This is a genomic window from Chryseobacterium sp. YR221, assembly GCF_900176315.1.
In the GTDB taxonomy this organism is placed as follows: domain Bacteria; phylum Bacteroidota; class Bacteroidia; order Flavobacteriales; family Weeksellaceae; genus Chryseobacterium; species Chryseobacterium rhizosphaerae.
In genome coordinates this window covers 618,710-634,054 of the sequence record NZ_FWXM01000001.1, presented here as the reverse complement: position 1 = coordinate 634,054, position 15,345 = coordinate 618,710, and the positions used below count along the sequence as shown (strand labels likewise).

The following is a 15,345-nucleotide window of genomic DNA, read 5'->3' as shown; positions in this document are numbered from 1 at the left end:
GAGACAGGACCTTTCAATTGTATTCCGTACAAATAAAATGATTGTACTTTATTCTTTTGTATTATCCGTTTTTCCTGATTTACCTTTAGATGATTTTTGAATATCCTCTTTATCAATCTCAGGTGGATTGCTCTTTTTCGATGAAGCAGGAATGTTTTGGAAATCCTCATTCTGCTTTTTGGTTTCTGCAGTATTGGCAGGTTCTTTCTTATTGATTTTTCCTTTTGAATCCATAGCTTGAATTTTTAGAGTCCTAGAAGACCGATCTTTCCGGTTTTATCTTCTATGGTATAATTCAAAGCCTTTGCCAAAACAAAAACATTATTAAGATTTTCCATTAATTGTTTGCGTCCCTCACTTCTCAATTGATTTTGATCAATAGACTTCATCGCAGTTTGTTTAGCTTTCTCCGTTACATTTTTAATGTCTTTTTCGGTAATTCTATTAAAAAAGGAATCGTCCAAAGACTGGATTTCAACGCTGGGTGTAATTCTTATGTCTGCATCCGGAAGCTCGGTGATCACCAGTTTTTTGTTAATGGAATCTACCTCAATCTTCATCTTATTAAGATCATAAGAAACCTGTGCCGTGGTTTTGGTATAGGTAATGATGCTGTTATTTGAAACTTCTTTTCCGAATACTTCATAACCCATTTTGGTCTTCTGCATACTGGAAGTGTTCTGTTCCATGACCACCATCTTATTCATCTTGGAAATCTGGTTGGTCAGGATATAATAATCCGACTTCTCCGTTTTATTAGTAAGATTAAGACAGGACTTAAGCCCGAAAAACAGAAGCACCATAGCCCCTGCGCCTGCTATAAATGATAAAATTGTTTTATAATTTCTCAAATCTATTTAAAAATTTCTTTGATTACAGATGTGTCATTCTTTTTCAAAATCTCTGCTAAATCCCTTTCAATATATCCCGAAGTAGGCATTTCTACAATTCTTCCTATTTCTTTCCCATATTTCTTAAGGATGATGGTCGGAACTTTCTGGATATTGTAAAGACTTTCGTCCCCTGTAGGAGATTCTTTTTTACGGTTTACCGCTATAATGGTCAGCTTGCTGTCCGGGAAACTTACTTCCTCCAATATTTTCATCAGTCTTGGGATGTCTCTGTGGCTGTCTTCACACCATGTTCCCATAAAAACAATAACGTCACAAGAACCCAGTCTTTCCTTTTTAAGTTCACTGATGGCTTTGGGATCAAGAGCATATTCATCATGTTCCTTTACATACCAGTCGGCATAAGGAGCTTTCAGGAATTGTTCTTTCAGCTGATGTCCCAAAAGCATTTTCCCGTCATTCTGAGTTTCAACCTCACGGTTGACCACTACTTTTTGAGCGCTGAATTGCTGGGCAGCTAGAAAGATGCTTGAAAAGGCAACAATGTTAGTAATAAATTTTTTCATATGTTATTTCTCAATGATTGATTTTAAATCAGCAGGAGAGTAGTATTTGTTTTTTAATACTTTATGATCAGCCTGTCTGTAAACATTGAATTTCTCTCCAGATTTTTCATAAAAAGATTCTACTTCCTTTTCTTTATAAAACTCAACAGTTTCCTTTGCCTGTTCTTCATTATCGCAAGCTTTAGACATATTGGAACGCTGAACTTCGTTGAATAGCTCTACAAATTTGTTGCCAAGTCCAAATTCAAGCACGGCACCACTTAAAACATACTGAAGATCACAAAGTGCATCTGCAATTTCTACAAGGTCATTGTCTGCAATTGCTTGTTTCAGCTCATTTAATTCTTCCTGAAGAAGTTCTACTCTAAGGTTGCATCTTTCCGGAGAAGGGATTTGTGGGGTATCTAAAATAGGGGCTTTGAAAGTAGTATGGAATTCTGCTACTTGGTTCAGACTATCAATTTTATCCATGAATTTTTTTATTTACGACAAAGATAGAAAACGATTTGGAAATTGTAAAATGTACAGCGTAAAATGTGTTAATGAAGGGGAAAGAAGAACCGTATTCCATTCTCTACAGACTGAAGATATATGCGGAAAATTTTATCTTACTAAACTGACTGCCATCAGACTAGTAACCATAAAAAAATCCACAATTTTTAGTTGTGGATTATAGCTGAAAATTCATTGGTTGTATTCAGATACATTATTTTAACTCTTCATATTTCCAGATTCCTGAGATATCTAAAATTGTTAATCCAGGCTGTTTTTCACCATAACCAAATACACAGAGGTATTTCGAATAGCAGGTTCGGCAGCTGGTTCCAAAATATAGGGTTGGCAGATTGTTGACGGTTAAAGGGCCGAAATGTTGCATTCCGGGTACGGTTTCCTTTACCATTCCATTTTTTAATAATTCATTTCTGGATAATACAGGTTCTTCATGATACATCTGAAGAATGGGAAATCCTGATTGGTAAGGGATAATTTCCACTGTATTTTCATGGTTGCAATCACAGCATATGAATTTTACAACCGCAGATGGAACTGTTTCATTGTTTGTGAAAAAATCCTTTTGAACAAGAGCTTTTTTACCAATACTTATTTTCTTTGATATTGAATACATCTGAATTTATTTATTACTGGATAACGGTACCCGCCAGGTTATTGTATTTCCCGCTTGGACTTTTTTTAATAGTTACTTTTATATATCCCTCTTCAGCTAATTTATTCCATGTTTTTGGATATCCTGTGGCGATATCAATGGGAATTTTCCACATGGTTTGTTTTCCATTGCCAGCCTGATTAAACCAGGGAATAATATCTGCTGTTTGGGATTTGAAAGATAGTAAATTATTCAAAACATCTATTTCATAATAGAAATCATATTTGTTTTCAGGCTGGTTTAATGCTCTTTGGGTAAAAGTATATACATATCCATTGATGATAGGACTTGTAAAACTGCCTCCTAAAGTAGGAATCCCTGTTCCATCATAATTTCCAACAGCACCGCTGTATCGGTCGAATTTTTGTCCTGCGACAATGGGAACATCATCGACAATATTATAGCCACCATTAGCAGGCGGCCATCCTCCGTTCAGATTGTTGGCTTTAAAAAGAGCTTCAAGTTCAGTCCATTTTCCTTGTTTGTACAGATCAAATGCCTGGTTTCTCATGTTTTGATTTACAGTTCCCGAAGCGTCGTAGGTTAATGCAAAATCATCAGCATTTTTGTAGAATACAATTTTAACGGGATTGGTGTCTATTTCTTCATCATTGTCTGAACTACAGGCAACTGAAAAAAAAGTGAATGATAAAAGAAAGATGTACTTAAATAAATGTTTCATATAAATAATTTTAATTATGTAAAATTTTATAAGTATTATCGGGATTGTGCACTGTGCTGCTTAGGTAAAAATGCCTGCTTGAATGTGTTGGTAGAATCCGTTTTAAGAATGTTTTCATGAACAATAATGGCTGTTGAGACTGGCTTTTAAAGACATGATAATAAGTTCCCATCAAAGAAAAGGCATCAAAAGAAGCAATATGGGCTATCGGCGAAGCGATTTTCCAGCTCCCTCAAATACGGGTTGGGCAAACGGTACAATAATAAAGAATATTGAGTGATAAATTTAATTTAAAAAACCTGAATATTGCTTATTTTATTTAATAAAAATTAATTATACGTAAATTAAATACATTGATAAATGTATTATTGAATAATATTTTACTTAAATGACAGATTTTGAGATCTGTATTTGAAATTGAATAAAAAAAAGACTGCTCTGTAAAGAGCAGTCTTCCCATCGTTTAATTTTAAAATTAAAGTGATTAATCCTTAATGAATCGTTTTGTTGTTTCTCCTATCTGAATCACGTAGGCTCCTTTTATAAGGTTGCTTACATTGGCAGTACCTCTTTGAAGTGTTCCTGAATGTATCAGTTTTCCGGACATATCAAAGATTTTATATTCTTCGGTATTCGTATTTGAAATCGTTAGAACATCTTTCACAGGATTCGGGTATAGTTTTATATCCGCTGATGCTTCTTTTGGTGCTTCAGTCACAGATTTTCCAGCTGTAGCAGTTACCGAAATATTAGCATTATTCACATCAAAGAAAATATGATTGGTTCCTTTTACCATAATTCTTCCTGAAGTAGTAGAAGCATTAGGGATAGTCACAGCCTGCGAACCGTCATTAGGCGTTCCTGCCAATAGGGGAGTCCAGGTGTTTCCACTATCGGTAGACCATAAAATATCTACATTAGCGGTATTTACACCATTAGCAGTGGTGCCTGCCACATTCCAGGTAATGGTTTGTGCACTTCCTCCGGCATAAGAAACCGCGGTGTTTTGTGAAGTGATATTGAAAGGACCTGCAGTGGCATTTACTGTGATCTTTGCATCATCAGAGCTATTTCCGGCTCCTCCAGCTCTGTTATCACGAACGGTAAATCTGAAATTTAATGCTCGTGCAACAGAAGATAGGGCTTCTACATTAATTTCAGAACCTGCAGTAGTAGTAGCTCCAGCTAAAATTGAAGACATTCTAGGGAAATATCTTATTGGTGAGGTTGTTGGTGTCCAGGATCTGAATGTAGGTCCTGCTGTTTTGGTCGCTGTAGCTGCAGAATTAGCCCCTGTTTGAGAAGACGTTCCCTTATCCATCTGTTCCCAGATATAAGTAAGGGAATCTCCATTTGCATCAGTTCCTGATCCGGTCAGCATAAACGGTGTGCTTTTAGGAATGGTATAATCCAATCCTGCGCTGGCGGTAGGAATTGAATTTCCTGTAGGTGTATTGACAGAACAGGTTTTTACCTTAATGTTATTGGTGATCTGCTCAATACTTGCGGCATGGAAAAAAGCATCAGAATTCTTTTGGACATCCTGATTGGTGATTCCTGCATATCCCATAATGGTAGATCCTGATCCTGGTTCCACCGATCTCAGATCTACGCCCTCTGTAGTGAAGGACCATGTGTGATTTCCCCCGAATTGATGTCCCATTTCATGAGCTACATAATCAATATCAAAAGTATCTCCCGCAGGAATGCCGCTGCCCGGGGAGGTATATCCACTACCTTTATATGCATTAGGATAGGTTACACCCTGGTAAACATAAGTAGACATATCATTACTGCATATACATCCTATACACCCTGCATTGCCACCACCACCATCTCTGCCAAAAAGGTGACCAATATCAAAATTAGCATTACCAATAGTAGAGTTTAGGGTATTCATCAGCTGAAGGTTCCAATTGTTCATTGACGAAGAAGGGGAGTAGGGGTCGGTAGATGCGTTCGTATAAATGATTGCATCATTATTGGCAATAAGAACCATTCTTATTGCAAGTTCTTTTTCAAAAACACCATTTACACGGGTCATGGTATTGTTCATCGCAGCTAAGGCTTGTGCTTTTGTTCCTCCGAAATAAGAGGTATATTCTCCTGTAGTGGATAACGCCAGTCTATATGTTCTCAATGTTGAATCATCAGCATTTCTGGCTGCAATACTTGTGGAAGTACCTTTCTGAGCTGCATCCAATACAGTACATTCGAATTTACTTAAGTTGTCTTTTCTGTCAGACTTCTTATAGATTACATAGGAAGATAAATCTTTAGTATAAGGCTCTATGAAAGTGGCGGATTTATCTCCGTAAATTTCCATAGAAGAAAGACCTAAAGAAGAGATGCTAAAATAAACCGTTGAAGCGGGGTTTTCTATTCCCTCTCCGATATAAGACTTAATATCCGGGTATTTTGCTGCTAGCTCAGGTTCGAAGTTTGAATTTTCTGTCACCTTAAATCTTTCCATCTTTCCTTCAGAATTCGGGAAAGAAATAATGATCTGAGATTTTTCACCGGCTGCTAATCTTTTAGGAGTGTTTAGCAATACATTTCTTAAGCCGTTGATATTTAATTGGTAAATTTTCGGACCCTCTATATTCATCATGTTTTCAAAAACAGGTGAAGAGGTTTTTTCTGACCCCTGAGTCCATAGACGATCTGTCTGTGCGAAGGAAAGACCTGATAGTACAAGCATTCCCATCATCAATAATTGTTTTTTCATATAAAAGTGTAATTGTATTTATGCTATCCCAAATCTAATGAAAAAAGCCTTGTTTAAAATTCAATATTACTATAGAATATTTCAATTATTGATAATAGAAATTATGATTAAATGAAAAATATTAAATAAAATGATATAAAAAAGAAAAACTGTTCTATGCAGAACAGTTTTTCACATTAATTTAATTTTAATAGTTACTAATTTTTAATAAATCGTTTTGATGATTCTCCAACCTGGATGGTGTAAGCCCCTTTGATAAGGTTACCTACATTTACAGAACCTCTTTGAAGTTTTCCGGAATCAACTAATTTTCCTCCCATATCAAAGATTTTATACTCTTCAGATGCTGTATTGGAAACATATAGGATGTCTCTTACAGGGTTAGGATACAGCTTGATGTCTGTGATCAGGTCTTTTGTATTGGATAGTTCTCCTTTTCCGGAAGAAACAATATTCAATGTATAATCTTCAACCTGCCCGTAAGTGTAAGCTTCACAAGATGAAGTAGGAATAGAGCTGTATTTCATCATTACTCTCATTCTTGTTGATCCTAGAGTAGCTGTTGCAGGGATGGTAATAGATCCGGTAACAGGAGTTGTCGTAGAACCAGCTTTAGACCATGCTAATTCTCCGCTGTCTGTAAAGTCTCCGTCTCCGTTGTAATCGATATAAACTGCATAAGCTTCGCTGTATACTGTAGAAGTCCAAACCGGAGTCACAGAAATAGTATAAGCACTTCCTCTTGTAACATTGGTAGAAACAGAAGTGAAGTTTTCATAACCGGCAGTTCCTGTAGAAGTATTGTTAATCGTTCCGAATTTTACATTTCCGATTCTTTCATCAGCCGTATTAGATGCAGAAGAAGAGCAGTAAGTAACCGTTCCGCCTCCTAATGTTGTAACGCTTACCGTATTGCTGGAAACAGAAGCGTTTCCTGCTGCATCTTTAGCTTTCACAGAGAAAGAATACGTTGTGGATGGTGTTAATCCTGTTACGGTATAGGTTGTAGAAGCAGAAGAACCGATCAATGAGGCACCCTGGTATACATCATAGCCTGTAACACCTACATTATCAGTAGCACCGGACCATGAAAGGTTGGTAGTGGTGGAAGTTGTTCCTGAAGCAGCAAGGGTAGGTGCAGTAGGAGCTACAGTATCAGGAGTTCCTGAACCTGCATTTACTGTAATGTTTGCATTATTTACATCAAAGAAAATATGATTAGCACCTTTTACCATAATTCTTCCTGTGCTGGTAGATGCATTAGGAATCGTTACAGCTTGAGAGCCGTCATTGGGAGTTCCTGCCAATAGGGTAGTCCAGGTACTTCCGCTATCGGTTGACCAAAGGATATCTACGTTTGCGGTATTGACACCGTTTGCAGTAGTTCCTGCAACATCCCATGTTATGGTCTGAGAGCTGCCACCGGTATAAGTAGTTGCTGTGTTTTGTGAAGTTACTGCAAATGGTCCAGCCGTACTGTTAACGGTGATTACAGCGTCGTCTGAATTGTTTCCGGAACCTCCGGCTCTGTTGTCACGGGCTGTAAATCTGAAGTTTAATGTTCTGGCTACTGAAGAAAGGGCTTCAACCGTAATTTCTGAACCTGCTGTAGTGGTTGCTCCTGTTAAGATAGAAGCCATTCTTGGGAAATATCTCACAGGTGCTGTCGTAGGTGCCCATGATCTGAAGTTAGGACCTGATGCTTTTGTAGCACTGGCCGCAGAGCTTGCTCCGGTTTGGGAAGAGGAAGCATTATCCATCTGTTCCCAGATATATGTTAAAGCATCTCCATCAGCATCAGTACTGGTTCCTGTAAGCACAAAAGGAGTTCCTTTTGGAATGGTATAATCCGATCCTGCATTAGCAGTAGGAATTGAGTTTCCAGTGCTTGTGTTTACGGAGCAGGTTTTAGCTTTAATATTATTGGTGATCTGCTGAATGCTTATGGCATGGAAGAAAGCATCGGAATGCGGCTGGATATCCTGGCTTGTAATTCCTGCATATCCCATGATCGTTGATCCTGATCCGGGTTCCATATTGGCTCCCGTCCCTTCGTTACTCATGGAGAATGTGTGATTTCCACCGAATTGATGACCCATTTCATGAGCTACATAGTCAATGTCAAAATTATCTCCTGAAGGAATAGCATCTGCCGGAGAAGTATAACCGCTTCCTTTGGAACCGTTAACGCAGATACAGCCGATACAACCTGCATTTCCTCCACCTCCGGAAGCTCCGAATAAGTGTCCGATGTCATAATTGGCTTCACCAATTACAGAGGTCAGAGTGCTTTGTAATTGAGAATTCCAGCTGCTCATTCCTGAGGCTGCAGAATAAGGATCGGTAGAAGCATTGGTATATACTACAGCATCGTTATTGGCAATTAAAACCATTCTTGCTGCGAAATCTTTTTCAAAGACACCATTTACACGGGTCATTGTGTTGTTCATGGCTGCTATAGCTTGAGCTTTTGTTCCTCCGAAATACGTGGTGTATTCACCTGTACAGGATAATGCCAGCCTGAATGTTCTTAATTTAGCATCATCGGCATTAGGTCTTGCCGCAAGACCCGCATTGGCAGCGCCTTTTTGTGCTACATCTATGACTGAACATTCGAACTTGCTAAGATCATCTTTTTTGTCAGATTTTCTATACACAACATAAGTGGAAAGGTCTTTAGAGTAAGGCTCAATGAATACAGCAGATTTATCACCATACACTTCCATTGAAGATAACCCGAGCGGAGAGATGCTGAAATAGACTGTTGAAGTAGAGTCACCAAGTCCTTCTCCTACGTAAGACTTAATATCCGGATATTTTGCAGCAAGCTCAGGTGCAAAATTGGAATTTTCCCTCACTTTAAAATTTTCCATTTTCCCTTCAGAATTCGGAAAAGAAATAATGAGTTCTGATTTTTCGCCGGCAGCCAGTCTTTTGGGGGCTTTTGCAAGAGCGTTCTTTAATCCATTGATATCCAGGCTATAAACCTTTGGGTTGTTGATGCTGGATTTGTTTTCAAAGATTTCAGATGCACTTTTTCTTGAACCCTCAGACCAAAGACGATCTGTCTGTGCGAAAGAAACACCCGTGATGAGGAGCATTCCAATCAGTGTTAATTGTTTTTTCATATTAAATATTAATTTTAATTGTGGAATATCAAAGCTAATAAAAATTATATTACGAAAAACAAAAATTTTTAAGAAAAATTTAGAATATCTGTTCAAAATATTATGCAATACATTGAATATGCTTGAAATGATTCATCAATAGGATGTAAATAAAGAAAAATGACATGCACAATCATGCATGTCATTTTAATTATAAAGATAAAATTAAGTTTTACTTACATTTTATCATCAGCGGTAGGTCCGTAAAGTCCGGGAACTTTATTCCCTGTTGATCTTAAATAAACAACAAGCTCACCTCTGTGGTGGTATAAATGATTATACAAAAAGCCTCTAACTACCTGGATTCTCGGTGAAGGAGGAAAGAGAACATTTCCATTCATTTCCATTTTCCATTCGTTGAAATAGGTGCTTTCGTCAGAATCTTCCAATACTTTTTGTGCTTTAGCAACATTTTCTTCAAATTTTGCGAGAATATTTTCAGCTTTGGAAATATCTCCTTTGTCATACTCATACTTGCCCATATCAAACGTATCCTGATTGAAAGTAGAGGGGTACCAGTTATAGACTTCTGCAATATGTGAGGCTAGCTGGCCGGTTGTCCAGTTTTTTTCAGACGGTTTCCAGTCTAAAGCGCTGTCAGGAATTGCTTTTAAAATTTTTCTGGTGTTTTCAGCTTCATGCAGAAACTCACCTAAAAGTGCCTGTTTAATCATTTGTATTGAGTGTTTTAAAATTATCTTGTAATATCTCTTCCGATAACCAGTCTCTGGATTTCAGAAGTACCTTCACCTATAGTGCAAAGCTTTGAATCTCTATAGAACTTTTCAACAGGGAAGTCTTTGGTATATCCGTACCCTCCAAAGATCTGAACGGCATTGTTAGAAATTCTTACACATGCCTCAGAAGCATATAGCTTTGCCATAGCGCCTTCTTTGGTCATTTTCTGTTTAGCATTTTTAAGAGTAGATGCTCTTTGGATAAGAAGTTCAGCAGCATCAATTTCTGTAGCCATGTCCGCAAGCATAAAGTTCACTGCCTGAAAATCTGAAATCGGTTTTCCGAATTGGTGTCTTTCTTTAGCATACTTCAAAGCAGCTTTATAAGCTCCTCTTGCTGTACCTAAACTTAGAGCGGCAATAGAAATTCTGCCTCCATCCAAAATTTTCATAGCTTGTTTGAAACCTTCACCCACTTCGCCTAAACGGTGAGAATCCGGTACACGTACGTTATCAAAAATGAGTTCTGCAGTTTCAGATGCACGCATCCCTAATTTATTTTCTTTTTTTCCGGAACTAAAACCAGGCATACCTTTTTCTAACACAAAAGCTGTAGAATTGTTTTTAGCTCCTTTTTCACCTGTTCTTGTCATTACCACAGCAATATCTCCTGAAATAGCATGGGTAATAAAGTTTTTTGCTCCACTGATAATCCACTCATCACCGTCTTTTACAGCTGTAGTAGACATACCTCCTGAATCTGAACCTGTATTATGCTCTGTTAATCCCCAAGCTCCGATTACCTTTCCGGAAGCCAACTGAGGAAGCCATTTATGTCTTTGCTCTTCATTTCCAAATTCGTAAATATGGTTGGTGCAAAGAGAGTTGTGCGCTGCTACAGAAAGACCAATCGATGGATCTACCTGGGAAATTTCATCCAGAATAGTAACATACTCATGATAACCCAAACCGGAACCGCCGTACTGCTCAGGAACTACAACCCCCATAAATCCCATTTCTCCAAGTTGGTGGAATAAGTCTTTAGGGAATGTTTGGCTTTCATCCCACTCCATAATATTCGGTCGGATATTCTTCTCTGCAAATTCTCTAGCTGTCTCCGCTATCATTTTGATGTTGTCAATAGTCTCTGTATTCATATAGATAATAGTTAGTTCCCAAAGATAAATAAATTGACGGAAAGCCAAAGAAATTATTTTAGTCATGCTGCTTTAGCCTCAATCTTTTAATTTTCAATTTTTTATGTTTTAAAAATTAATATTTTCGTAATAAAATATTGAATCTTTTACGTGTTTTATTTTGCTATTTTAGCTTCCCAATTTTTATGGTATGAAAAAACTTCTACTTCCTATTATTTTAATTTCTTCTTATATTTCTGCACAAGCCCCTGCCGGATATTACAACGGAACGTCCGGATTAACGGGTTATGCTCTGAAATCAAAGCTCCATGATATAATTTCTGAAAAGAATATCAGCTGGCATTATGGTGACCTTTCCGGATATTATAATCAGACTGATCTTGATAAATATTATGACCACGATGCTACGAATACTACTTATTTATTGGATATTTATTCGGAGATTCCATCCGGGCCCGATGCTTATGAATATACATCCGGTCAGCTGATCGCATCGTCCGGAGCAGAAGGAATGGGGTATAATAGAGAACATATGATGCCTCAGAGTACATTTAACAGTAATTATCCAATGTATTCTGATTTATTTTATGTAATCCCAACCGATGCGAAAATTAATCAGTTAAGAAGTAATTATCCTTATGGGATTTCTACGACAGTACCGGCTAATATACCTTATACATTCACAAATACTTCTAAAATCGGACGAAGTGCCATTCCCAATCTGCCTTATACAGGCAATGTATATGAACCTATTGACGAATTTAAAGGAGATGTGGCTAGATCTTTATTGTATTTTGCTGTAAGGTATGAAGGAAAGCTGGGAACTTTTAAATACAATACCAATGCTAATCCTGCTTCGGACGCTAATGCACTTGACGGTACGGAAGAGAGGGCGTTTGAACCGGCTTATATTGCTATGCTTCTTCAATGGAATCAGCAGGATCCTGTATCGCAAAGAGAAATTGACCGAAATAATGCGGTATATGCTATTCAGAAAAACAGAAATCCGTTTATAGATAATCCTGGTTGGGTGAATATAATCTGGAATCAAACGCCGGACGCTGTAGCACCTCAGGCGCCATCCAACTTAACAACTACACAAACGAGTGCCTATTTTGTAAATTTAAGCTGGTCACCCAGTCCTGATGCGGATGTACTTGGCTATAAAGTATATCAAAACGGTACATTGGTAGCAGCCACAAAAGGGACATCGATTATCATCGATCATCTTACACCTTCTACTGCTTATAACTATATGGTAAAAGCATATGATAGCGGTTATCTTATTTCTCCGGATACTAATGTTGTTTCTGTAACCACCCTGGCTTCCGATTCTTATGCTAAAGATCTTTTTGTTTCAAAATATATTGAAGGATCAACGAATGGCAATAAAGCTCTTGAAATTACTAATAAAACAGGACATCCCGTGAATTTAAGTGATTACAGATTATCCATTCAGCTTCAGGGAAGCGGTAATAACCTGTATTTTCCGGCTCCTTTTGAAATGGAAGGGACTGTTCAGGATAATGAAACATTTGTTGTTTTAAACCCTTCAGCCACTTTTTCCTGCTATACAAAAGAACAGGCAAAACTTGTAACGGCTGCTCCTCAGATGACTTTTTATGGATATAATTATATTGAGCTGAGATATAAATTTTCCACAGTAGATGCATTGGGCGTTGTAGGACAGAATAACTCTTCAGTATTAAAAGATGTTTCTTTATACAGAAAAGCTTCCGCCAATCAGCCAACAAATACATTTAATATAAGTGAATGGGATTCTTACCCGATTGATTACTGCCAGAATTTAGGAGGTACATTATCAACCACAGAACTTATCACGGTAAATAAAAAATTTATAATATATCCGAACCCGGTACATGACAACCTTTTTGTAAGCGGTGAAACGGAAGCGGTAAAAACGGCTCAGATTATAGATCTTTCCGGAAAAGTGATCTACACGGAGAAAGACCCCTTCAGAAGTAAGAAGAACATCTCCGTACAGACTCTTCCTACAGGTTCTTATTTCCTGAGACTTGACGAGCAGGTGCACCAATTTATTAAAAAATAAACCGCAAGGAAAATTTTAATATAAAATATTTTTTAACGTTTTCGTAATTTTTTACTACGACTTAAAACGTTAAAAACCTTATGTTTACTATATAATTGATATAAGCAGATTCACTAATAATCAATATCTATAAGTGTTTCTGCTTATATTTTTTATTTATAAGTAATTATGCTTATATTTGCAGTATGATAGCGGTCATTACCGGAGATATTATAAATTCACAGCATGCGGATACCGAAGTTTGGATTACCAAGCTTAAGAATCTTCTCGACAATTGGGGAAGCGCTCCTCAAGTATGGGAAATCTACAGAGGCGATGAATTTCAATTTAAGTGTAATATCGATGACGTTTTCTGGCATTTTCTAGCCATAAAATCTATTATTAAAAGTCAGGAAAATTTAGATGTAAGAATGGCCATAGGGATTGGTGAAGAGAGTTTCTCGTCTGAGAAAATCACTGAATCTAATGGTACAGCTTACGTGAATTCCGGAAGACTGCTCAATGATCTGAAGAGTGACGGCCATACCGTTGCCATTAAAACTTCCAATGATTCTGTAGACAGAGACCTGAATATTCTGTTAAAATGGTCGTCAAAAGATTTTGATAACTGGACTATGGCTACCTCAGAGATCATCCACGAAATGATCATGAACCAGGATATTACCCAGGAAGATCTTGCCAGGAAGTTTGCTATTTCACAGTCTTCGGTGAGCCAGAGACTGAAACGAGCCAATTATGAGCTTATTGTAGAAACGAACCAGTATTTCAGAAAGAAAATCTCAGAACTATAGCATGATCTTTATAAAACTCATATTGGCACATCTACTCGGAGATTTTGTTCTTCAGCCAGATTCATGGGTTGCAGATAAGGAAAACTATAAACTAAAAAGTAAGTTTTTATACTTCCATGTTCTGATTCATACTGTTTTAAGCTTTGTTTTTCTTTGGGATTTACAACTTTGGTGGGAAGCCCTTCTGATTGGGGGATCTCATTTCATAATTGATGCCGCAAAACTGAGCTTTCAAACAATTAAAACAAAGAAAACGTGGTTTTTCATAGACCAGTTGCTGCATATTATAGTGATTGCAGGGGCTTCTTTTTATTTCCGGGAATTTGATTTCAGCTTTTTAGGAAACCAGGAGTTTTTAAAAATCATTATGGCGGCTCTGTTCTTAACAACCCCAGCTTCTATTTTTATCAAAATACTATTATCATCATGGACTCCTGTTCCTGATGCACAGAATGCTATACAAACCGAATCTTTATCAAGTGCCGGAAAATATATCGGAATTTTAGAACGCCTGCTGGTTTTCACTTTTATTATGGTGAATCACTGGGAAGGTGTGGGCTTCATGGTCGCTGCCAAGTCTGTTTTCAGATTCAGTGATCTTGCACAGGCAAAACAGAGAAAACTGACAGAGTATGTACTTATAGGTACACTCCTAAGTTTTGGACTGGCTGTCTTAACAGGAATAATAATTAAATAAATCAATAAATCTAACTACAATTTAGAAAGTAAAATTATGAGTCAAAAGAAAGAAATGTTGTACGAGGGTAAAGCGAAACAAGTATTTGCTACTGATAATCCTGAAGAAGTAGTAGTGCGTTTTAAAGACGATGCTACAGCATTTAACGCTCAAAAGAAAGGCCAGGTTGACCTGAAAGGGGAGATGAACAATGCCATCACAACCCTTATCTTTGAATATTTAAATGAAAAAGGGATTAAAACTCATTTCATCAAACAATTAGACGAAAGAGAGCAATTAGTAAGAAAAGTGTCTATTATTCCATTGGAAATGGTAGTAAGAAACTACTCTGCAGGAAGTATGGCACAGAGATTAGGAGTGGAAGAAGGAATCAAGTCTCCGGTAACAATTTTTGATATTTGCTACAAAAAAGACGAGTTAGGAGATCCGCTTATCAATGATCACCACGCTGTTTTCTTAGGTGCAGCTACTTACGAGGAGCTTGACGAGATGTATGAACTTACTTCAGATATCAACGAAATCCTGATTGACCTGTTTGACAAAATAAATATCATCCTTGTTGATTTCAAAATCGAATTGGGTAAAACTTCAGACGGTGAGATTATCTTAGCGGACGAAATTTCTCCTGATACATGCAGACTTTGGGATAAAGACACGATGAAGAAATTGGATAAAGACAGATTCAGAAGAGACTTGGGAGAAGTTACTGAAGCTTATGTGGAGATCTATAACAGATTGAAAAATTTACTGGCGAAGTAAGATTTCAGATGTTAGACCTCAGATGCTAGATTTT

Annotated in this window: 14 protein-coding genes; 4 read left to right on the top strand and 10 right to left on the bottom strand. The window is 37.3% G+C overall.

Features of this window, described 5'->3' with window-relative positions; genetic code table 11:
• Positions 1 to 48: 48 nt before the first annotated feature.
• The 10 genes from B8967_RS02930 to B8967_RS02880 form a co-directional block, all read right to left on the bottom strand.
• Positions 49 to 234 carry a hypothetical protein gene (locus B8967_RS02930; protein ID WP_081989147.1) on the bottom strand — a complete coding sequence of 62 codons (186 nt, stop codon included), beginning with the start codon at positions 232 to 234 and terminating at the stop codon, positions 49 to 51.
• A gap of 11 nt (positions 235 to 245) precedes the next feature.
• Entirely contained in the window at positions 246 to 851 is a 606-nt protein-coding gene (locus tag B8967_RS02925; protein ID WP_084084300.1) for a DUF4230 domain-containing protein, read from the bottom strand.
• Positions 852 to 853: 2 nt separating this feature from the next.
• Positions 854 to 1,417, bottom strand: a complete 564-nt coding sequence (locus B8967_RS02920) for a TlpA family protein disulfide reductase (protein ID WP_047492619.1) — start codon at positions 1,415 to 1,417, stop codon at positions 854 to 856.
• Positions 1,418 to 1,420: 3 nt separating this feature from the next.
• Positions 1,421 to 1,888 (bottom strand): pyrophosphohydrolase domain-containing protein, encoded by a 468-nt coding sequence (locus B8967_RS02915; protein ID WP_084084299.1) that lies wholly within the window; start codon positions 1,886 to 1,888, stop codon positions 1,421 to 1,423.
• 235 nt (positions 1,889 to 2,123) lie between these two features.
• Positions 2,124 to 2,543 (bottom strand): hypothetical protein, encoded by a 420-nt coding sequence (locus B8967_RS02905; RefSeq protein WP_084084297.1) that lies wholly within the window; start codon positions 2,541 to 2,543, stop codon positions 2,124 to 2,126.
• A 13-nt stretch (positions 2,544 to 2,556) separates the two neighbouring features.
• Complete coding sequence (locus tag B8967_RS02900; RefSeq protein ID WP_047492628.1) at positions 2,557 to 3,264, bottom strand: glycohydrolase toxin TNT-related protein; 708 nt, start codon at positions 3,262 to 3,264, stop codon at positions 2,557 to 2,559.
• Positions 3,265 to 3,748: 484 nt separating this feature from the next.
• Positions 3,749 to 5,992, bottom strand: a complete 2,244-nt coding sequence (locus B8967_RS02895) for a zinc-dependent metalloprotease (RefSeq protein WP_084084296.1) — start codon at positions 5,990 to 5,992, stop codon at positions 3,749 to 3,751.
• 197 nt (positions 5,993 to 6,189) lie between these two features.
• Positions 6,190 to 9,120 carry a reprolysin-like metallopeptidase gene (locus B8967_RS02890; protein ID WP_084084295.1) on the bottom strand — a complete coding sequence of 977 codons (2,931 nt, stop codon included), beginning with the start codon at positions 9,118 to 9,120 and terminating at the stop codon, positions 6,190 to 6,192.
• A gap of 215 nt (positions 9,121 to 9,335) precedes the next feature.
• Positions 9,336 to 9,833, bottom strand: coding sequence for a DinB family protein (locus B8967_RS02885; RefSeq protein WP_047492637.1), 498 nt, complete (start codon positions 9,831 to 9,833; stop codon positions 9,336 to 9,338).
• Between the two features lie 20 nt (positions 9,834 to 9,853).
• Positions 9,854 to 10,993 (bottom strand): acyl-CoA dehydrogenase family protein, encoded by a 1,140-nt coding sequence (locus B8967_RS02880; RefSeq protein WP_047492802.1) that lies wholly within the window; start codon positions 10,991 to 10,993, stop codon positions 9,854 to 9,856.
• A gap of 190 nt (positions 10,994 to 11,183) precedes the next feature.
• Between B8967_RS02880 and B8967_RS02875 the strand changes: the two genes are divergently transcribed.
• The 4 genes from B8967_RS02875 (at position 11,184) to purC (ending at position 15,311) form a co-directional block, all read left to right on the top strand.
• On the top strand, positions 11,184 to 13,064 hold the full coding sequence (locus B8967_RS02875; protein ID WP_084084294.1) for an endonuclease: 1,881 nt from the start codon (positions 11,184 to 11,186) through the stop codon (positions 13,062 to 13,064).
• Positions 13,065 to 13,249: 185 nt separating this feature from the next.
• The gene (locus B8967_RS02870; protein WP_047492643.1) at positions 13,250 to 13,855 is read left to right on the top strand and encodes a SatD family protein; all 606 of its coding nucleotides are present in this window, start codon (positions 13,250 to 13,252) and stop codon (positions 13,853 to 13,855) included.
• A gap of 1 nt (position 13,856) precedes the next feature.
• Complete coding sequence (locus B8967_RS02865) at positions 13,857 to 14,552, top strand: DUF3307 domain-containing protein (RefSeq protein ID WP_084084293.1); 696 nt, start codon at positions 13,857 to 13,859, stop codon at positions 14,550 to 14,552.
• A gap of 36 nt (positions 14,553 to 14,588) precedes the next feature.
• Positions 14,589 to 15,311, top strand: a complete 723-nt coding sequence (gene purC / locus B8967_RS02860) for a phosphoribosylaminoimidazolesuccinocarboxamide synthase (protein WP_047492651.1) — start codon at positions 14,589 to 14,591, stop codon at positions 15,309 to 15,311.
• Positions 15,312 to 15,345 lie beyond the last annotated feature (34 nt).

Coding starts and splice junctions, on each gene's coding strand:
- B8967_RS02885 (WP_047492637.1), bottom strand. CDS start 9,833: ATGATTAAACAGGCACTTTTAGGTGAGTTTCTGCATGAAGCTGAAAAC.
- B8967_RS02875 (WP_084084294.1), top strand. CDS start 11,184: ATGAAAAAACTTCTACTTCCTATTATTTTAATTTCTTCTTATATTTCT.
- B8967_RS02900 (WP_047492628.1), bottom strand. CDS start 3,264: ATGAAACATTTATTTAAGTACATCTTTCTTTTATCATTCACTTTTTTT.
- B8967_RS02915 (WP_084084299.1), bottom strand. CDS start 1,888: ATGGATAAAATTGATAGTCTGAACCAAGTAGCAGAATTCCATACTACT.
- B8967_RS02870 (WP_047492643.1), top strand. CDS start 13,250: ATGATAGCGGTCATTACCGGAGATATTATAAATTCACAGCATGCGGAT.
- B8967_RS02890 (WP_084084295.1), bottom strand. CDS start 9,120: ATGAAAAAACAATTAACACTGATTGGAATGCTCCTCATCACGGGTGTT.
- purC (WP_047492651.1), top strand. CDS start 14,589: ATGAGTCAAAAGAAAGAAATGTTGTACGAGGGTAAAGCGAAACAAGTA.
- B8967_RS02880 (WP_047492802.1), bottom strand. CDS start 10,993: ATGAATACAGAGACTATTGACAACATCAAAATGATAGCGGAGACAGCT.
- B8967_RS02895 (WP_084084296.1), bottom strand. CDS start 5,992: ATGAAAAAACAATTATTGATGATGGGAATGCTTGTACTATCAGGTCTT.
- B8967_RS02920 (WP_047492619.1), bottom strand. CDS start 1,417: ATGAAAAAATTTATTACTAACATTGTTGCCTTTTCAAGCATCTTTCTA.
- B8967_RS02905 (WP_084084297.1), bottom strand. CDS start 2,543: ATGTATTCAATATCAAAGAAAATAAGTATTGGTAAAAAAGCTCTTGTT.
- B8967_RS02865 (WP_084084293.1), top strand. CDS start 13,857: ATGATCTTTATAAAACTCATATTGGCACATCTACTCGGAGATTTTGTT.
- B8967_RS02930 (WP_081989147.1), bottom strand. CDS start 234: ATGGATTCAAAAGGAAAAATCAATAAGAAAGAACCTGCCAATACTGCA.